Annotated in this window: 21 protein-coding genes and 1 tRNA gene; 6 read left to right on the forward strand and 16 right to left on the reverse strand. The window is 60.1% G+C overall.

Annotated features, from left to right (window positions below):
• Positions 1-89 precede the first annotated feature (89 nt).
• Positions 90-332 carry an RNA chaperone Hfq gene (gene hfq / locus I2G20_RS03585; RefSeq protein ID WP_196258325.1) on the forward strand — a complete coding sequence of 81 codons (243 nt, stop codon included), beginning with the start codon at positions 90-92 and terminating at the stop codon, positions 330-332.
• Positions 333-394: 62 nt separating this feature from the next.
• The gene (gene hflX / locus I2G20_RS03590; protein WP_196258326.1) at positions 395-1,678 is read left to right on the forward strand and encodes a GTPase HflX; all 1,284 of its coding nucleotides are present in this window, start codon (positions 395-397) and stop codon (positions 1,676-1,678) included.
• Here hflX and mazG read toward each other — a convergent pair.
• The 12 genes from mazG to I2G20_RS03650 all read right to left on the reverse strand — a co-directional run bounded on the left by mazG (position 1,667) and on the right by I2G20_RS03650 (position 12,871).
• On the reverse strand, positions 1,667-2,485 hold the full coding sequence (gene mazG, locus I2G20_RS03595; protein ID WP_196258790.1) for a nucleoside triphosphate pyrophosphohydrolase: 819 nt from the start codon (positions 2,483-2,485) through the stop codon (positions 1,667-1,669). The two genes, hflX and mazG, sit on opposite strands and share 12 nt — an antisense overlap.
• A gap of 32 nt (positions 2,486-2,517) precedes the next feature.
• A complete protein-coding gene (locus I2G20_RS03600; RefSeq protein WP_196258327.1) occupies positions 2,518-3,165 on the reverse strand; it encodes a nucleoside/nucleotide kinase family protein in 648 nt (215 codons plus the stop codon).
• 83 nt (positions 3,166-3,248) lie between these two features.
• Entirely contained in the window at positions 3,249-4,076 is an 828-nt protein-coding gene (locus I2G20_RS03605) for an MBL fold metallo-hydrolase (protein ID WP_196258328.1), read from the reverse strand.
• Entirely contained in the window at positions 4,076-4,855 is a 780-nt protein-coding gene (locus I2G20_RS03610; RefSeq protein ID WP_196258329.1) for a TatD family hydrolase, read from the reverse strand. Before I2G20_RS03610 ends, I2G20_RS03605 begins: the two co-directional genes overlap by 1 nt.
• Positions 4,855-6,414: a methionine--tRNA ligase gene (metG, locus tag I2G20_RS03615; RefSeq protein WP_196258330.1), complete on the reverse strand. Its 1,560-nt coding sequence runs from the start codon at positions 6,412-6,414 to the stop codon at positions 4,855-4,857. Before metG ends, I2G20_RS03610 begins: the two co-directional genes overlap by 1 nt.
• A 21-nt stretch (positions 6,415-6,435) precedes the next feature.
• A complete protein-coding gene (locus I2G20_RS03620) occupies positions 6,436-7,467 on the reverse strand; it encodes an AAA family ATPase (protein ID WP_196258331.1) in 1,032 nt (343 codons plus the stop codon).
• Positions 7,464-8,156: a dTMP kinase gene (gene tmk, locus I2G20_RS03625; protein WP_196258332.1), complete on the reverse strand. Its 693-nt coding sequence runs from the start codon at positions 8,154-8,156 to the stop codon at positions 7,464-7,466. Before tmk ends, I2G20_RS03620 begins: the two co-directional genes overlap by 4 nt.
• 57 nt (positions 8,157-8,213) lie before the next feature.
• On the reverse strand, positions 8,214-9,332 hold the full coding sequence (locus I2G20_RS03630) for a D-alanyl-D-alanine carboxypeptidase family protein (protein ID WP_196258333.1): 1,119 nt from the start codon (positions 9,330-9,332) through the stop codon (positions 8,214-8,216).
• 114 nt (positions 9,333-9,446) lie between these two features.
• A complete protein-coding gene (locus tag I2G20_RS03635) occupies positions 9,447-10,460 on the reverse strand; it encodes a septal ring lytic transglycosylase RlpA family protein (RefSeq protein WP_196258334.1) in 1,014 nt (337 codons plus the stop codon).
• An 82-nt stretch (positions 10,461-10,542) separates the two neighbouring features.
• Positions 10,543-11,295, reverse strand: a complete 753-nt coding sequence (locus tag I2G20_RS03640; protein WP_196258335.1) for a 5-oxoprolinase subunit PxpA — start codon at positions 11,293-11,295, stop codon at positions 10,543-10,545.
• Positions 11,295-12,203, reverse strand: coding sequence for a 5-oxoprolinase subunit C family protein (locus I2G20_RS03645; RefSeq protein WP_196258336.1), 909 nt, complete (start codon positions 12,201-12,203; stop codon positions 11,295-11,297). Before I2G20_RS03645 ends, I2G20_RS03640 begins: the two co-directional genes overlap by 1 nt.
• The gene (locus I2G20_RS03650) at positions 12,200-12,871 is read right to left on the reverse strand and encodes a 5-oxoprolinase subunit B family protein (RefSeq protein ID WP_196258337.1); all 672 of its coding nucleotides are present in this window, start codon (positions 12,869-12,871) and stop codon (positions 12,200-12,202) included. The genes I2G20_RS03645 and I2G20_RS03650 overlap by 4 nt, the downstream gene beginning before the upstream one ends.
• 107 nt (positions 12,872-12,978) lie before the next feature.
• Between I2G20_RS03650 and I2G20_RS03655 the strand changes: the two genes are divergently transcribed.
• The 3 genes from I2G20_RS03655 to I2G20_RS03665 all read left to right on the forward strand — a co-directional run bounded on the left by I2G20_RS03655 (position 12,979) and on the right by I2G20_RS03665 (position 14,482).
• Positions 12,979-13,188 (forward strand): hypothetical protein, encoded by a 210-nt coding sequence (locus I2G20_RS03655; protein ID WP_196258338.1) that lies wholly within the window; start codon positions 12,979-12,981, stop codon positions 13,186-13,188.
• Between the two features lie 97 nt (positions 13,189-13,285).
• Complete coding sequence (locus I2G20_RS03660; RefSeq protein ID WP_196258339.1) at positions 13,286-13,543, forward strand: hypothetical protein; 258 nt, start codon at positions 13,286-13,288, stop codon at positions 13,541-13,543.
• A gap of 69 nt (positions 13,544-13,612) precedes the next feature.
• Entirely contained in the window at positions 13,613-14,482 is an 870-nt protein-coding gene (locus I2G20_RS03665; protein WP_196258340.1) for a patatin-like phospholipase family protein, read from the forward strand.
• Between the two features lie 21 nt (positions 14,483-14,503).
• On the opposite strand, the gene I2G20_RS03670 is transcribed toward I2G20_RS03665, so the two are convergent.
• The 4 genes from I2G20_RS03670 to I2G20_RS03685 all read right to left on the reverse strand — a co-directional run bounded on the left by I2G20_RS03670 (position 14,504) and on the right by I2G20_RS03685 (position 17,527).
• Positions 14,504-14,593: transfer RNA gene (locus I2G20_RS03670), tRNA-Ser, on the reverse strand.
• Positions 14,594-14,664: 71 nt separating this feature from the next.
• Positions 14,665-15,558, reverse strand: coding sequence for an aromatic amino acid exporter YddG (yddG, locus tag I2G20_RS03675; RefSeq protein WP_196258341.1), 894 nt, complete (start codon positions 15,556-15,558; stop codon positions 14,665-14,667).
• 8 nt (positions 15,559-15,566) lie between these two features.
• A complete protein-coding gene (locus tag I2G20_RS03680; RefSeq protein WP_196258342.1) occupies positions 15,567-16,535 on the reverse strand; it encodes a quinone oxidoreductase family protein in 969 nt (322 codons plus the stop codon).
• Between the two features lie 8 nt (positions 16,536-16,543).
• On the reverse strand, positions 16,544-17,527 hold the full coding sequence (locus I2G20_RS03685; protein ID WP_196258343.1) for a TerC family protein: 984 nt from the start codon (positions 17,525-17,527) through the stop codon (positions 16,544-16,546).
• A gap of 155 nt (positions 17,528-17,682) precedes the next feature.
• On the opposite strand from I2G20_RS03685, the gene I2G20_RS03690 reads away from it, so the two are divergent.
• Positions 17,683-18,837: an FAD-dependent monooxygenase gene (locus I2G20_RS03690; RefSeq protein WP_196258344.1), complete on the forward strand. Its 1,155-nt coding sequence runs from the start codon at positions 17,683-17,685 to the stop codon at positions 18,835-18,837.
• Positions 18,838-18,842: the final 5 nt, after the last annotated feature.

An 18,842-nucleotide genomic window follows, 5' to 3' on the forward strand; every position in this document is an offset into this window, starting at 1 on the left:
GGCGGATCCCAAGCATATCGACTTGACGATCCGGGTTAAGTCTGGCGGCGGCGCTGTTGCTCTGTCCGACGCATAAAAGAGGCCGAGAAATGCCCAGTGAAAAGGTGCAAAACCTGCAGGATTCCTTTCTCAATCACGTCCGCAAGCAAAAGGTGCCGGTGACGATTTTTCTCGTCAACGGCGTCAAGTTGCAGGGCGTAATCACCTGGTTTGATAACTTCTGTTTGTTGCTGCGCCGCGATGCGCAGTCCCAACTTGTTTATAAACATGCCATTTCAACGATTATGCCGGGCGCGCCGATCCAGCTCTTCGATCCTGAGAACAGCGATTGATCGACAATAAAGACCGCGAAACTGACGGGTTTGTGGATCACCGCAAGCTCCGGACGCGAACAATGGCCGTTACCCCAGACGTGCGTGGGGTGCGATACGCCCGCACGTCTGACGCGAGGCATGCTGAGTTTGTCGGCCTGGCGGCAGCGATTGATCTCGACATCGTGCACGACGAGATTCTGCCGGTGCGCGAAATCAAGCCTGCGACTTATCTCGGCGGCGGGCAGGTCGAGAACCTCAAGATGCGGGCCGAAGCCGACAAGATCGAGCTTTTGCTGGTCGATGTGGCACTATCCCCCATTCAGCAGCGCAATCTCGAGCGCGAAATCGGGGTCAAAGTTCTCGATCGCACGGCGTTGATACTCGAAATCTTCGGTGAGCGCGCTGCAACGCGCGAGGGCGTATTGCAGGTCGAATTGGCCCATCTCAATTATCAGAGGGGGCGGCTTGTCCGCTCCTGGACTCACCTCGAACGCCAACGCGGCGGCGGGGGGTTTTTAGGCGGTCCAGGCGAAACGCAGATTGAGTCCGACCGGCGTCAGATTCAGGACCGCATTCTGGTGCTGGAGCGCCGGCTGGAAAAGGTCCGCCGTACGCGCCAGCTCCAGCGCGGACCCCGCTCGGCGGTCCCATTCCCAGTCGTGGCGCTGGTGGGCTATACCAATGCGGGGAAATCTAGCCTTTTCAATGCCTTGACAGGGGCGGATGTCATGACCGAGAACCTGTTGTTTGCAACGCTCGATACCACTGTGCGCAAAACGGTATTGCCGCACGGTCGCGAAATCATGCTTTCGGACACGGTTGGTTTTATCTCCGACCTGCCGACCGATCTGGTCGCGGCTTTCCGGGGCACGCTGGAAGAGGTGACGGATGCGCAGGTCATCCTGCACGTGCGCGACGTATCGAGCCCCGATCATCAGGCTCAGGCAGCCGACGTCCTTGCCGTTCTCGCTGATCTGGGGGTGACCGGAGAGACAAAGCCGATCATCGAAGTTTGGAACAAGATCGACGCGATTGCCGACAGCGACGAGAGCAGGGGGCTTGCCGCCGTCCAGCCGGCCGGCAAGGTTGCGGCGACGGTCCCTGTGTCTGCAATGACGGGAGAGGGTATTCCAGCACTGCGCGATGCTATCGAAAAAAATCTGGCGCAAGACGCGCGTCGGTTCGCCGTTTTGGTGCCGCACAGCGAAAGCGCCGATACCGGTTGGCTCTATGCCAATACCGAAGTGCTTGAACGCGGTGAGCCGGATGAACAGGCCACGCGCTACACCGTTCGTGTCCGGCCGCGCATCAGGGCCGAGTTCCTGTCCCGGTTTGCTGGGCGGGTGGAAGGGCTAGACGGCTGATTTGTCGGCTGCGCGGACTTCGTTCCAGTAGCCGTCCAATCTATCGAGCCCGGCTTCTCCGATGTCGATACCGTCCTCGCGGCACCGCGCCTCGACATGCCCGAACCGACGCACGAATTTGGCATTGGCATCGCGCAAAGCCGCTTCCGGGTCGACGCCCGCGTGACGCGCGAGATTGGCAACAGCAAAAAGGAGATCGCCGATTTCCTCGGCCTGCCGTTCTGGAGACCCAGTTCCGATGGCTTCCTGCACTTCGTCCAGTTCTTCAAGGATCTTCGCGACGACCGATTGCGTGTCGGGCCAGTCGAACCCGACGCGCGCCGCACGCTTGGTGAGCTTTCCCGCACGGGCCAGGGCGGGAAGGCCGGCGGGCACATCGTCCAGCAGAGATGGAGGCTTTTCCCCGCCGCGCCGCACGGCTTTCATTGCGCGTTCGGCGGCCTTGATATTCTCCCAGCGTCTTTCGGTGGTCACGGCATTGCCCGGATCGTCATCTCCGAAGACGTGCGGGTGTCGGCGAATGAGCTTTTCGGTGACCGAATGAATCACGTCGCCAATGTCGAACAGCCCGGCCTCGGAGGCCATTTGTGCATGATAGACCGGCTGTAGGATCAGATCGCCCAGCTCGTCGCGCAGATCCTCGTAATCCTCGCGCTCGATCGCATCGGCAACCTCATAGGCTTCCTCGATCGTATAGTGCCGGATCGAGCGAAAATCCTGCTCGATATCCCACGGACACCCATTCACCGGATCGCGCAAGCGCGCCATGATTTCAAGAAGCGTTGAGAGATCGCGCGAGGGCTGCATACGGGACACCGGGAGATTCGTTTATCGGGGGATCATAACGCGCTGGAGCCGATAATGAAGGGCGCAGCCAGATCGGAATTGTCGACGACGAGTGAGGCCCGTTCACGTGGCTCGCACGTCGCCAGATAGAGTTTTTGGCCTTCCAGATAACGGCGGTTGTCTGCTGCCTCGGGATCGGGGTCCGAGCCGTCCCGTGCCGCCATCCGCTGGTAGGAGATTTCGAATGGAACCGCGAGAAACAGGCTGTAGTCCCACAATTGGGCGAGTTCGTCGCGATGAAGGAATATGCCGTCCAGGATTAACACGGCATTGGCGCCGATGTCGGACACGGTAACAGGTTCGGCGCTGTCAGTGCGGTGATCGAAGCGCGCAATATCGACACTAGGCGCGCCACGTCGAAACGGATCGATCAGATGACGGCGCAGGCTTTCGTAATTGTATGAATCGAGAAAAAAGCCCAGCGGGTCGGATTTGCCTCTGGCGTAGCGAACCGCGCGCGGATTGTGAAATCCATCGACGCTCGCACGAACAGTTTCCCGGCCAGCCAACTGCAGCGCAGTCGCAAGCTCATCGGCCAGCATTGTCTTGCCCGACCCATCGACACCGTCGACCGCAACAACGGCGCGGGAAGGGAGAGCCAAAACCACTTGCGCAATCCGGAGCAAAAGCGCTTCACGCATGCCACCCCTTTCCATCAATCCATTTTTCGCATAATATATATTATGGAACTTTTTGATGTATCAAATTGCCGGTTTTCCGGCGTTTATTGGCCCGCTATCGTCAGTTCCATCCCATCGAACGCCGGTTCCACATGCTCCGGCGTTTCGCCATTGAGCACGTCATAATCGAGATCGACATGGAGGTTTGTCAGTACGGCGCGCTTTGGTGCGTGGCGTGCGATCTGGGCCAGAGCCTGTTCGAGGCTCAGATGGCTTGGGTGCGGTATGTAGCGCAATGCATCTAGGATCCAGACATCCAGATCGCGCACGGCCCAGAACGAGCTTTCGGGTATTGCGGACAAATCGCAGGAATATGCGAAATTGCCGATACGGAAGCCCAATGAAATGATGTTGCCGTGGATCTGCTCGAAGGCCGTGACGTCGATCGTGCCGCCAGCGCCAGAGATGGTTACGCGCTCGCCGGCAGCGATCGAATTGGCATTGAGGATCGGCGGATACGGGCTGTTCTCAGGCGCCGAAAAGCAATAGCCGAAAGCTTCCCGCAGCCGTATCTCGGTTGAGATGTTCATGTAGACGTCGACCCGGCGCTTGGAGTTGAGTGCCAGAACGCGGAGATCGTCGATACCATGCGTATGGTCGGCGTGATCGTGCGTATAGAAAACGCCGTCAATTTCAGAGACTTCGGCAGCCAGAAGCTGCTCGCGCAGATCGCACCCGGTGTCGATCAATATCTGCGTCTTGCCCGGCATGTCGTCACGCGTGCCGGTGAGGAGCAAGGAACAGCGGCTACGGCGGTTCTTGGGGTTTTTTGGATCGCAAGCGCCCCAATTGTTGCCGACACGCGGCACGCCACCCGAGGAGCCGCAACCCAGAACGCGCGCAACGATACGGGTCGACGGCGCTGTTTCCATCAGACGATCCTGGCTTTGGAAAAGAGCGTCAGGAAATTCGCCGTCGTTTCTTCGGCGACCTGATCGAGCGAAATCCCGCGCAGCTCGGCGACTTTCTCGGCCGTGCGCCGCACAAAGCCCGGTTCATTGCTCTTGCCCCGATACGGCACCGGCGCGAGGTATGGCGCATCGGTTTCAACCAGATAACGATCTGGCGGCACGTCGCGCGCCACGTCCTGAATTTCTGTGGCATTCCTGAATGTCACGATTCCGGAGAACGAGATGTAGCCACCCATTTCCAGTCCGCGCCGCGCCAATTCCTTGCCTGACGTAAAGCAATGCAGAACAAAGGGAAAAGCCCCCTTCCCTGTCTCGTCCTCAAGGATGGCAATCATGTCGTCATCGGCGGCGCGCGCATGGATCACCAAGGGCAACCCGGTGATGCGGGCGGCGGCAATGTGATTGCGGAACCCTTCTGCCTGGGCCTCGCGCGGCGAGGAGTCATAGTAGTAGTCGAGCCCAGCCTCGCCGACGGCAATACATTTTTCAAATTCGGATAAACGCACGATTTCATCGGTAGTTATATCGAGTTCTTCATCTGCGTTATGCGGATGAGTGCCGATTGAACACCAGACATTGCCATGCGCCGCTGCGATGGCCTTGATGGTCTCGAACTTGCGAATACGGGTCGAAATGGTGACGCAACCCGCAACGCCGTTGGCCCGCGCGCGCTCCAAGACGCCGTCGAGATCGCTCGACAGGGCGTCGAAATCGAGATGGCAATGGCTGTCGATCAGCATCAGGCCGCGCCTTCGTCCTTTTCGACATAGCGCGGAAACACGCCCTGTGGTTCTGGCAGTGCGGTACCGGAAACAAGGCGGCCATCAGCCCCGAGGCAGGTAAAATCACGCTTGTCGGCGGGAACACCCAGCAGGTCGAGCAGCTTCGCCGCAGACGCCGGCATCACGGCCTGGACGAGAGTCGCCACCTGGCGAACGGCTTCCATAGTGACATACATCACCGTTGCCATGCGCGCGGGATCGGACTTGCGCAGCGCCCACGGCTCTTGCGCGGCAAAATACCGGTTTGTGTCGGCCACGACCTGCCAGATACTCTCCAGCATGCGGTTCATGGCGAATTTGCTCATCGCGGCGCGCGAGGATTCAAGCAACGCGTCGGCGGCCTCGAGGATCGCCTTGTCTTCATCCGTGAATGCACCTGGCCTCGGGACCTGCGCCTCGCAATGCTTGTTGACCATCGAAAGCGAGCGCTGGGCCAGATTGCCGAGATCGTTTGCGAGATCGGCATTGATACGGTTGACGATCGCTTCGTGACTGTAGGAGCCGTCCTGCCCGAATGAAACTTCGCGCAGGAAAAAGTAGCGCACCGGATCGACGCCGTATTTCTCGATCATTCCGAACGGATCGATGACGTTTCCGGTCGACTTGCTCATCTTCTCGCCGCGGTTGAAGAGGAAACCATGGCCAAAGACACGCTTGGGCAGTTCGATCCCGGCGCTCATAAGAAACGCTGGCCAGTAAACGGCATGGAAGCGGATGATATCCTTGCCGATGATGTGAACGTCCGCTGGCCAGTAGCGCCAGAGCGGATTGTTCTCGTCGGGAAAGCCGACACCGGTAATGTAGTTGGTGAGGGCGTCGACCCACACATACATCACATGCGCGTCGTCGCCCGGCACCTTGATGCCCCAATCGAACGTCGTACGCGACACCGAGAGGTCCTTGAGTCCGCTTTTGACGAAGTTGATGACTTCGTTGCGACGTTCCTCCGGCCCAATGAAATCGGGGTTGCTTTCGTAAAGCGCAAGCAACTTGTCCTGGTAGGCCGAAAGTCGGAAGAAATAGCTGTCTTCCTCGATCCATTCGACAGGCGTGCCCTGGGGTCCATAACGGATACCATCGGGACGTACTTCTGTTTCGTCCTCGGCGTAGTACGCCTCGTCGCGCACCGAATACCAGCCCGAATAGGTATTCTTGAAGATATCGCCGTTGCTCGATGCAGCCATACGCTCCCAGATAGCTTTGGATGCTTCATAGTGGCGCTTTTCAGTGGTGCGGATAAAATCATCGTTGGAGCAGTTGAGCGCGGCGACCATATCCTTGAACCGCGTGCTGTTCCGATCGGCAAGTTCGGAAACCTCGATGCCCTCCTTGCGCGCGGTCTGAAGCATCTTCTGTCCGTGCTCGTCCGTGCCTGTGAGGAAGTAGACGTCGTAGCCGTCCAGCCTCTTGAAGCGGGCAATCGCATCGGTAGCCAACGCCTCGTAGGCGTGCCCGATATGGGGCGCGCCATTTGGATAGGAGATGGCGGTTGTGATGTAGAAGGTGGGGCGGCTCATAGGGCTCAAAAAACTGGTCGGTCAAGCGGCGGTTGCGAATTTGCGCGAATGGTCGCGGATGAGATCGAATACGGCGACCAGCGTCTGCCGCCGATCGAGATTGTAGATATCAGCGTCGGCGAACAGGGCGGAGGCCTTGTCCCACAGCGCGTTGGCCGAAGCAAGGCGGAAACGCGCCGGTGCGCCCGCCCGCGCGGCGTCTTGCGCTTCATTGGCCATCCAGTCACGGATGATATCCTGCGCGAACGAAAGCTCTGCCCCCTTGGAAGCAGCGAGACTCTCGGCAATCGCGAGTTGCGCGCGGACAGGCTGGATGTCCGGGGTCTCAAGCCAGGACACCAGCGCATCGAGCACGTCGCCTTCCTCGAGCATCAGCGTTTCGAACGCCCGCCGCGGACGGCCGCCTGCGAGTCGCACCGCGCGGCCAAGCGCTCCCTCTTCGATATCGGCTCTAATGGACCTGACGATCTGAGTGACCTGATCATCGGAGAGCGGACGGAGGGCGAGGCTCTGGCAGCGCGAGCGGATGGTAGCCAGCAGCCCGCCCGGTCTGTGCGAAAGGACGATAAACAGCGTGTCAGCCGGCGGCTCTTCGAGCGTTTTGAGCAACGCGTTCGCCGAATTGGCGTTGCAATCGTCGACACTGTCGATGATTGCAATGCGATATCCTGCCCTGCCCCTTGTGCGCTGAAGCGCATCGCGGGTGTTGCGGACATCCTCGATGCGGATCGCGGAATAGAATTTGTCAGCGACAGAAAGATCGCGCGCCCGTCGCAGCACAAAGAGATTGGGGTGTGACATCGCTGTGATCTGGGCATCGACCCGCTCGGCGGATTCATCTGACGTGCGGCCCAGGAGATCGCGCGCAAGGGAAAAGGCGAAAGTCGCCTTGCCGATGCCACGTGGCCCGTGCAGCATGATGGCGCTGGGCGGGCGTCCGGCATCGAGCGCTGCGATGATACTGTCATAAGCCGCTGTGTGGCCGACCAAGCTTCGTGTCTCGGGTTGCGGTACGCCCTCGATCTGGTCGACTTCAACGCGTTCCGAACTCACGCCGGTTCTTCCTCGGGGACAAGCTCAGGGAAGCGTTGGGTAACGACTTGCCAGATATCGGCGGCAAGCGCACCCTCGTCCTGGTCGGCCGACAGCACGACACACCGATCGGGATTGTCCTTGGCAATCGTAAGGAACCCCTCGCGCAGTCGGCGATGGAACTCGATATCTTCCTTCTCGAACCGGTCCGCAATGGCGGGCATTCCATCGTCAAGTGCACGTTGGCGCACACGCTCGAACGCGACCTCCGGGTTCATATCGAGGATAAGGGTGAGATCGGGCCGTTGACCGTTAAGCGCCAGGTCTTCGAGCGCGTCGATAAGTCCGTCCTCGACGCCGCCCGTCAGGCCCTGATAGGCGCGTGTTGAATCGGCAAACCGATCGCAGATCACCCATTTGCCATCCTCCAGCGCAGGCGCGATCAATCCGTTGACGTGGTCGAGTCGCGCGGCGGCAAAAAGCACCGCTTCAGCGCCCACGCCCCAGCTTTCAGGCTTGCCCTGCAAGATGAAGGACCGGATGGCCTCGGCCTTGGGTGTGCCCCCCGGTTCGCGGGTTCTCACCACCGGAATGTCCTGTTCCGACAGCCGGGCGGCGAGGCGCTTGACCTGAGTGGACTTTCCAACCCCCTCCCCGCCCTCGAAGGTCAGGAAGCGAGCCGAGGGTATGTCGATGCCGTATTTCGCCATGTCGTGCGCCGTGCCGGGAATCTCAGTCGATATGGGGTTTACACCAAAGGGATGCGACTAAAAAGGCAGCCAGCCGAAGGCGAGCTCCCAAAGCGCGTCGGTGGCCCGGCGCACAATGCCGCCCACCTCGACGTCTTCTGCAGCATAAAGCGGCACGGCCTGCACCAGTTGATCGTCGCAAAAGATGTTGAGATGCGCAATTTGATCCCCACGCTTCACCGGGGGCAGGATCGGCATGCGGTACGTGATATTGCCCCGCAGGCACTGGCGATTGCCTCGGAGCAGAAAAATGTCCACGCCGCGCTCTCCGACCAACCCTACCTGGGAATCCGCACCGCCGTAGACGCTGGCATGGCCAATGATCGAGCCTTCGGCAAAAGCGGGGAGGCGTTCAAAACTTGTCGTGCCCCAGGTAATAAGCCGGCGCATGTCGTCGGTGCGTTGCTGGGCAGTCGCCAACCCGTGCACCACGCCCACCAGCCGCCGCTCACCCTCGGTCGTCGAAACGACGACACCATGGCCCGCAGCGTTCGTGCTACCGGTCTTGAGGCCATCAATCCCCAGTTGGCCGACAAGATCGTTGCGGTTCCTCTGATAGATGCCGTTCCATTCGAAGGCTTCCTCTGAAAAGACCGGGTAGTAATCAGGAAATTCGCGGATGATATACCGCGCAAGCAGCGCCAGATCGCGAACCGTGGAATACATCTCGGGATCGGGCAGTCCACTGGGATTGGTAAAATGCGAGTTCTTGAGCCCGATTTCGATGGCAAACTGGTTCATGAGCCCCGCAAATGCCGTTTCGCTGCCCGCGATGCCCTCGGCCAACGCGATGGTCGCATCGTTTCCCGACTGGATGATCGTAGAATGCAGCAGATCATCGACGCGTACCCTGGAACCGAGTTCGGCGAACATGGTGGTGCCCCGCGCCGGTGCGCCGCCGGTGCGCCAGGCGTGTTCGGAAATCTGTATCGTATCCTCGAGATCGAGAGCGCCTTGCCGAACCAGGTCGAGCGCAACGGCCACCGTCATCAATTTCGCCATGCTGGCCGGCTCGACGCGTTCGTCGGCGCCACGCTGATAGAGAATGGCCCCCGATTCATGGTCCATAAGAATGGCGTAAGGCGCTGCAGTCTCGAAGTCGGCCTGCGCCAGGGCAGGCGCGTTCGCGCCAACCATGAATGCAACGCACAAGCAAAAGACTAAACGCAAGAATGGCCGGATGCCGAATATAATCGGTTCGATTGCCTTGCCCCCCGCGCCTTCTCCGGCGACCCGCTAACTTGAGGACAATTAGTACAAAATTGCATCGTTCAAGCCAAGGGAGCGAGCGAGCGCCTCGGCATCCGTGGTGGTCACACCTTCGCGAAGATGGACAAGCGCAAGGCTTACCGACGTCTGGTCGCCGTGCGTGACAGAGACTTCGTCGACAGCGCCCAGCACTGCAAACGCCTCGGCGATCCTCCTCGCGGTAGTTTGATCGAAACTTCCGAGCCGGAAATCGACTGCCGTACCGTTGATCTCGTCGATAGTATCCAGGCTCAACGTGCCCGAACCGCCATAAGAGAGGATCTGGAACGGGATATCGGCAGGAACCGCAGGTGCTGCGGACTCGACGGCGCCCAGGGCAGAAGGTGCGGGTTGGGTATCGTTGAACGCCATACGCGTCGTACTGGTGTTTATCTCGTAAGGGGTCAACTGGTTGATGCTGGCCACGAGAAAACGGGTGTCGTCGCCTTCGAGCGGCGCGGGGCCTACATACTGCACGCGGACATTGGCCGTTCCACGGTTGGCGTAGCCCAGCACTTCGGCGGTTCGTCGCGAAAGGTCGATAACCCGGCCATTGGAAAACGGTCCACGGTCGTTGATCCGCACCAACGTCGAATGCCCGTTGTCCAGGTTGGTCACGCGTACGTAAGAAGGCAGAGGGAGCGTGGGATGCGCGCCGGAGAGATGGTTCATGTCGAAGACTTCACCATTCGCGGTCAGCCGCCCATGGAAAGCGGGACCATACCATGAAGCGCGCCCGGTAACGTCAAGATTGGGCTGCTCCTGTGGGACAAAGCGCTGCCCGGCCACCGTATAGGGCTGCCCGACATGGTAGCGCCCTCCTCCCTTGGGTACGTTACGCGATGTCGTAACGCGCGGCGACGCCTTTACGCCCATCTTGGAGGCAGCGAAATATTCATTGCCTGCAAACAGATCCAGGCCCCCACCACATCCTGCTAGGAGTGCCGCGGCGAGCGCAGAGGTGGCGATGGTGAGACCGGCGGAAGGCCGGGACGTGCGGGTTGGGCGAGAGCTCATACGCGGCACCTGATACGCAATACTGAAATACGGTGTCTTCCCCTCGGGGAGTCCCAAACACCACAGCTTTGTGTAGACTTTCTTAATGTGCTGTAAATTGCTTGCCCTTGAGCGCCCCGATGCGCTCGAGTTCGACCCTTACACGCCGCGCGAGCGCCACGGCGCCGGGTGTGTCGCCGTGGAGACAGATCGATATTGCAGCGGACTGGATCACGCTTCCATCTATCGCAACGATTTCTCCCCGTTCCGCCAGTCGGCGGCCGCGGGCTTCCACTGTGGCCTCGTCATGAATTACGGCCCCTTCCATCGTGCGAGGAACAAGAAGGCCGTTGGGAAGGTAGGCACGGTCGGCATAGGCCTCCGCGATCGCTTCGAGACCCAACCGTTCCGCCGCGTAGTGTTGGGCGGAGTTCTCCAGCACAAGGGCGGCAAGATGGGGATAACGCTGCGTAACGGCGCTGAAAACCGTCGTAGCCAACCCTTCGTCCTCGGCCGCCATATTTGCCAGCGCCCCGTGGAGCTTGAAATAGGCAAGCGGAACATCCTCTTCGACCGCAATCACCGAGAGCGCGCCGATCTGGCGGACGACTTCGGCCGCAACCTGTTCCGAAGGCTGAGCGAGGCGGCGCCGTCCGAAATGTCCGGGATCGTTGAACCCCGGATGGGCCCCTGCCCTGACGCCGGCGACGCGCGCTGCGCGCAGTGCAGATCGCATCGTCTGTGCATCGCCGGCATGGCCACCACAGGCAATCGAAGCGGAGGTGACGATTTCGAACAGCGCGGCGTCGTTTCCCATGCCCTCTCCAAGATCGGCATTAAGATCGAGGAGTCGCATCACCGTCGTCCTGCCCGCAGTGCCGTATAAGCCGTTTCCAGCGTTACCGGCTTGAAACGCACCGCCTTGCCGGGACGGATCTGGGCAAAACGGTCGAGGTCGGCGGATATGATCGTTGCGATGCGCGGATAGCCACCCGTAGGTTGATGGTCGCGAAGAAGGACGATAGGCGTGCCATCCCCGAGAATCTGTATGTCCCCCGGCACGACCGAATCCGAGACCAGCGAAAGGATTTTCGCGTTTCTGAAAACGCCCTGGCCGTCCTTGAGCCGCACGCCCATACGGTCCATGCGTGCGGTAATCTGAAAGTCGGTTTCGATGAATGCCGATTTGACCGTTTGGGAGAAGAGGTCTGCATGGATGCTCCAGACGACTCGTATGGGGGCGAGAAGTTCCTCCGGGCCGAACGCTTGGTCTATTCGGACAGCATCCGGTGTTTGGGGATCGAGCGGTATTAGGCTAAGCGTGTCCCCTTCCTTCAATACACGCCCGCCCAGACCTACGACGGCATTGGTCGAGCGGCTGCCCATCACGGAAACGCAATCGATCTCCCGATCAAATCGGACATACCCGTAATTACCCCAGCGGCCGGTTGCGATCTCAGCGACATCCCCGTCGGACAACATCGCCGAACTCGGCCAGGGTTGGGGCATTCCGTTCATACTCAGCACAAAATCGCCCCCGGCAAATCCGATGCGGCAATCCTCGCCGGAATAGCGGAATGAAAGTCCGAGCGAACTGAACTCGAGCGCGGCCCCGCTGCGCGCCCCAACGAACGCTCCCGCTAACCCGTAAGCGCCTTTGTCCAGAGCGCCCGACGCACTCACGCCATACGCGAGTTGTCCCGGTCGGCCCATATCCTGAACGGTAACCAGCGGACCTGCGCGCAGGACGGTGATCACGCTCACGGTAGAACCTCGAAACTGACGGTATCGCCAGCTCTCATTCGGGTCGGTGGGCATTTGCTCGCGTCGAAATTGGCGAATTCAGTATGGCCGATGACATGCCAACCGGTCGGTAGGGGCGTCGACGTGATTGCCGTCTGCCCGGCCGCAAACAGCACGCTTCCCGCCGGCACGCGGTCCCGTACCGCGCTGCGGCGCGGCAGCTTCATATCGTCCCCGTGCAACCCGCAATAGACAAAGCCCGGCGCAAAACCCGTCGCCAAAACCCGCAAGGGGCGCCGATTGTGTTGCGCAATAAACGCTTCGCGGTTCATGCCCAGCGCCTGGGCGGCATCGTCGAGGTCCGGGCCTGCTTCACCACCGAAACGGATCGCCACCGAGTGATGTGCCGACTCGCATGGGGATCGCATAGGGCGTGACACGAGCAGACGCACCTCGGCAGAAAGCTCCGCAAAGCCGGTCTTCTCAGGGTCATATCGCAGCAGCACAGACGCCAGGTTGGGAACGATATCGACGACACCGGGTAGTCCCGCTCGTGCTGCCGCATCAGCAAAGGCGACGATAGCCAGCGTTGCGGCTTCCTCGATCCTTTCGGAAAATCGCACCAGCAGCGCGCAATCCCCCAGCGGCATCAGCCTGGGCATCGGAAGATCGCGCGTGCCGACCGTCATGTCTCCGCCTCCTTGTCCTGCGCCGTCCGGGGTGGCGCGGCACACTTGCAATGACAAGCTAAACGGTAGACCATCGAGCAATACGCGCAAGCCATCGCGAGGGACACATGAGCAATAAACGCCTTCTACTGATCGCCGCGGGCATTTTGGTTGCGATTGTCGCGCTGTTGACGCTCAACCTCTCTGCCGCGGAATTCGGCATCGTGATGCTGGGCGGGGCGGCGGTCGTCGCGGTGGTAATGTTCATCGTCACTCGCCGGCGCTATCAGCGTATGACCGAGGCCGAAAAGGAAAACCGAACACCGCCCCGACTCTAGCGGTTTTCAGTTGGTAGAATACGGATCGCCGCTTTAATTCAAATGCTCGCGGTCTTGTTTGCTACCGTTTTCATTTCTCGCGAGTAGTGTTCGCCCCATGCAGACCGAACGCGAAATAGACATACCTGAAAAGGCCCTGTGCGGTCAGGCCGATGCCGTGCTCGACATACTCGGGCGAACAGGCAGCCTGCCCACCGAGCTTAGCCTCACCATTGAGGAAATCCTCGAGCGCGCATGGGAAATCGCGTATCGGCGCAGGGATGGCGGCATGGCAACCGTGACCGATCTGGCGACGTTTCGCGCCATGCGCGAGCAGAATGGCCGAACGAGACGGACTTCGTTAGCCGGCAGTTGATGCCAAGCAGTTGTATCCCTTCCTCCGCGTGACTAGATTAGTCATTGTCGGGACTGCAAGGCATAGACGATGACTTTCGAAATCGCGGATTCTACCGCTCCACGCATCAGCGTCGCTTTGGGTGGAGGCGCCGCGCGTGGTCTTTCCCACATCCCCTATATCGAAGCGATCGATGAGCTTGGATTGTACCCTTCGGCTGTAGCCGGGACTTCGATCGGCGCGCTGATCGGCGCGGGGTGGGCGGCCGGCTTGAGTGGACGCCAGTTGCGCGAATACGCGCTCGACGTGCTCGGCAGCTTTCAGCTGATTGCCGGCACGGTCTGGAACGCGCATCGCCCAAGCCTTGTGGGATTCTTGCAGAACGGCATCAGCTTTCAAGCCGATGCCGAGAGCGTCACGGAAGCCTATCTGCCGGACGGATTTCCTGAGACTTTCGAGGATCTCCGGATCCCCTTTTGCACTATTGCGGCTGACTACTACTCCTGGGAACAGGTGGTTTTCGATAAAGGTCCGCTAAAGCGTGCGATTGCCGCTTCGTTAGCAATTCCAGCGGCCTTCAGGCCGGTCGCGTTCGGTGGCCGCGTTTTTATCGACGGCGGTGTCGTGAACCCGGTGCCCGTCGACCAGATTATGGACAAAGGCGACATCTTGGTCGCCATCGACGTCAACGGGGGACCGGAGCATAATCCGCCGGAAATCCTCCCCGGTGTCGTCGATGCCGGCTTGGTTGCGACCCAGATCCTTATGCAGACCATCATCGACGCCCAACTGGAAAAGTACCCGCCCGATATCTACGTGCGCGCGCCAGTCAATCCCTTCGGGTTGCTGGAATTCTGGCGGGTAAAGGAACTGATCGAAGCTGGCGAAGCCGACAAGGACCGCTTTAAACGGGCAATTGAAGGGCGGATCGAGGAGTTCGTAAGGATGGAGCGAGCATAGCGATCCAGCCCTGGAGGCACTTGGCGGGTGGGGGGAGATTCGAACTCCCGAGACGCTCTCGCGCCCGCCGGTTTTCAAGACCGGTGCAATCAACCACTCTGCCACCCACCCGTTTCGTCTATGTGCGGCGTGCTGCTTGCACGATGCGATTTAAAGACTCGTCGCCCCGCTGTCCAGACTGGTTACGTTACGGCCCTTGGCGCATTTTTGTCGCGCGGGCGCAAGATCATGTCTTTCGAGGCTAAAATCGCTCCACCGGCAATCAGCAGGCAGGCCAGAACGATGGCGGGCGTTAATGGTGCGATGCCCGCGAGGACTAGGATCGCCGTTGAAAGTAGCGGCGCCCCGTAGCTCGCAGCCCCGAGCACCTGGATATTGCCGTGCTTGACCCCATAGTCCCAGACAAAGAACGCTCCGCCCATCGGCATCAGTCCCAGGCCGATAACAGCCAACCATTGCCCGGTATCCGCGGGCATGGCGGTTTCTTCTAGCGCAAGGTGGCAGGCCAGCGACAGGACGGCGGCTCCCGCGCAATACCATGTGACCATTCGCGTGGGAACGGAGACGAAACGACGGGAGATCAACGAATAGCTGGCCCAAGTGACCGCAGCGAGCAAGGCGAAACAATAGCCCAACATGTATTGCGGCGCGAAGGCGAATTGCCCGCCATTTGTGACGATCAAGGCCGCACCCGCCAATCCTAATCCTGCACCGGTCAAATGGTGCCATTTGAGTCGCTCCCCGGGCATCAGCACCGAACCGACCACGATCAGCAGAGGCCAAAGATAGTTGATGAGATTGGCCTCAACGACAGGCGCGTTGCGCACCGCCGACAGGTAGAGGAAATGATATCCGAAAAGGCCTGCGACGCCCACGACCCCGGCGAGAAGCGGTACTTTCGTTGTCTCTGTCGGCTTCGGCGATAGCGCGCCCACCCCCACGCCGATGCAGGTCGCGATAGCAAACGAGATGGCGCATAGCAAGAAAGGCGGAACAGCACCAGAAAGGGCGCTAAGCACCGCCAGTAGCGACCACATGAGGATCGCTGAAAATCCAATCAGCGTTGCCCGGCCCATTCGATTTATCAAGGAATGAGAATTGTCGAGCCGACCGTCTTACGGGATTCAAGCGCACGGTGAGCTTCGGCGGCCTCGGCCAGCGGATAGGTCTGGCCTATATGGGGCTTGACCGCCCCGGTTTCGACGGCATTGAACAGAGCCTTGGCCCCCGCGACAAGCGCGTCACGTTCGGCAAAATAGTGCGCACCCGTGGGACGGGTGACAAAAAGCGAACCCTTGCGGGCGAGTATCCCTAAGTCGGGTACCGATACGGGTCCGGTCGCATTCCCGAAGCTCACCATCAACCCAAGCGGCCGCAAGCAATCGAGCGAAGGCTCGAACGTCGCCTTCCCGACGCCGTCGTAGACGACGTCAACGCCCTTGCCATTTGTGATTTCACGGACGCGCTCGACGAAATTCTCCTCGGCGTAATTGATGACCCGATCACAACCGTTCGCCAGCGCCAGTGCGACCTTCTCCCCGCTGCCTGCCGTGCCGATAACCCTTGCGCCGATGGACTTGGCCCATTGGCAGGCGAGCAGCCCCATGCCGCCCGCCGCGGCATGAAAAAGGATCGTCTCCCCTGCCCTCACCGGCCAGGTGAGGAACAGGAGGTAATAGGCGGTGAGCCCTTTAAGCATAATCGCAGCGGCGGTCTCGTAGCTTATGGAATCGGGAAGAAGGATTGCCTTGGCAGCAGGCATTGTCCTTTCCTGCGCATAGGCGCCGATCGTCCCCTGATAGGCAACCCTGTCGCCCGGTTTAAATGCAGTCACTCCTGGTCCCACTGCGAGGACCTCGCCGGCCCCTTCCGAGCCCGGAATGAGAGGAAGCGGATTGGGATAGAGCCCGGTGCGATGGTAAGTATCGATGAAATTGACGCCGATAGCATGATGGCGGATGCGAATCTCGCCCGAACCCGGTTCGCCGGCGTCACTGTCCCTGAGCGCCATGACCTCTGGACCACCGAACCGTTCGACGACAATTGCTTTCATGGAATTCGCTATCCTTGCGGTGACGGGTTGGATACGCGCGCCGCCTTGCGACGCGCTCGGCGTTTCGGCGCAGACTTTTGCACAGGCGGGACAGGCTCCTCAAGCACCTCTTCGCCGCTATCCACGTGCGGCTCTTGATCTGTCTCCATTGCCGGTTCCGGTTCGTACCCTGGTTCCGGTTTCGCTTCTTGTTCCGGCTCTGGCGCGACCCGCTGGGCATCCAGTACGGGCTCTTCACGCGTCGCAATCGCGTCCGATGCCGCCGCTCGGTCTTTGTTGCGAAGTTCGATGAGCTTGACGATGGCAAGGACAAGCGATCCGCCGCCAATGGCCACGTAAAGCAATAGGGGATCGGGCCTCAGGCCTATTCCTTCCGCGATCAGCGACCCGCCGATTATAAGCAGGAAGGCCAGCGCAAGCGCGCGCACCGACTGATGACGGGCAATGAATGCCGCGATCGGACCTGCCGCGAAATATATGATTGCCGTCGTTATGAGAATAGCCGCAACGATCGCTTCCACGGACCGCGTTATGCCGATTGCGGTGACAATCGTATCGACCGAAAACACCGCGTTGATAAGGGCGACCTGAACAATGATCGCAACCATTCCGGTACCGCGTTTGGGAAGAGGTGTTTCCGCCAGGGGCGCGCGCCCCCGCTCAATGTGGACATGAAGCTCCCCGACCGCTTTGTGAACGAGAAAAAGGCCACCAGCGAGAAAGGCCAACGCACTCCAACTCGGAGACCAGCCGCCGATCGTGAACGCAACGCGGTCAACACCGGCAATCCACAGCATGACCATCAGCAAAAGGATTTGCACGACGACCGAGATCGCGAGGCCGATCCGCCTCACTCGTTCCCGCTGCTCCTCCGGCACCTGGCCCATAATGAGCGATACGAAAACGACATTGTCGATCCCGAGAGCCAGCTCGAGCCCGATAAGGATTGCAAGTACGCCCCACAAGGCCGGCTCGAACAGCAATTCAAACATCAGATGTACGTTCCCACTATCGAGATGATGCCCGCCCGGCGCGCACATTCTCCGTCAACAAAGGCAAAACAGGGGCATTTGATCGCATCGTCCTGCCCCGCCTTGTTCGATCGGGCATGCAGCCCTATCTTCGATAGGAAACGAAAGGGCAGTCAATGCGCAAAGCAGCGGACGTTGCAGTTGTGGGCGGCGGGTTGGCCGGAAAGGCTGCCGCCGTGGTGGCAGCACGCAGCGGATTCCGAACCATCCATATCGCGCCATCCGCGCCGGAAGACCGGCGAACCTCGGCTTTGATGTTGCCGAGTGTCGAGTTCATGCGCGCTGCAAATCTCATCGGCGACCCGCACGCTCTTGGCATCCCATTGAGCCAGATCCGTATCATCGACGCCACGGACCGCCTTCTGCGCGCACCGGAGACCCTTTTTGATTCGGCGGAATTTGGAGACGAGGCCTTCGGATGGAATTTCGCCAACACGGCTCTGGCCGAATCGTTCGAGCGGGCGGCCCAGTTGCTGGACAACCTGGAAACGAGGACAGCGACCCTCACCAACGCCGTACGCGACGATGCGTTCTGGCACCTTGAATTATCCGATGGATCCCTCGTGTCGGTGAGCCTTCTGGTGGGCGCGGACGGAAAGGGATCGAGCGTACGAAAACTGGCTGGCATTTCGGCGCGCGAACAGCGCTTTGAACAGTCGGCACTGGTCTGTGACCTCGAACTCGAGCGTCCGCTCGACGGCTGTTCGACAGAGTTCCATTATCCAAATGGACCTTTCACGCTCGTCCCGTCAGGGGGCAACAAGGCCAATCTTGTCTGGATCGACAAGGCGGACGTTCTCGAAGCAGTGCGACGCGATCCAGAAATCTTCGCCGCCGCGCTAGCCGAGAAATCAAAGCATGTTTTCGGACAGCCAAAGCCGGTAACCCCGAGCTTTATCTTTCCGCTTTCCACACTGAGCGTGGACGTGGCGGCAAGGAACGGCGCCGTATTGGTTGGCGAAGCCGCCCACGCCTTCCCGCCGATAGGGGCACAAGGGCTCAATCTCGGCTTACGCGACGTGGAAGCCCTTGCGGCGAATCTCGCCGCAGCAAATCCGGGATCCTGGGGATGGGCCGATGCCGTAGCTCGTGCGTATGCCCAATCACGCGCAGGCGACCTGACGCGCACCGGCGCCTTCGTGGATTCGTTGTTCCGCTCGCTGTTATCCGATTGGCTGCCCGCTCAAGCGCTGAGGGCCGGCAGCCTCTGGGCCCTCAAAATGATACCGGCCCTGCGAAAGCGGGCAATCGCTTTCGGCATGGGCCGGTAGAGGCT

This window comes from Pelagibacterium limicola (assembly GCF_015694405.1).
In the GTDB taxonomy this organism is placed as follows: domain Bacteria; phylum Pseudomonadota; class Alphaproteobacteria; order Rhizobiales; family Devosiaceae; genus Pelagibacterium; species Pelagibacterium limicola.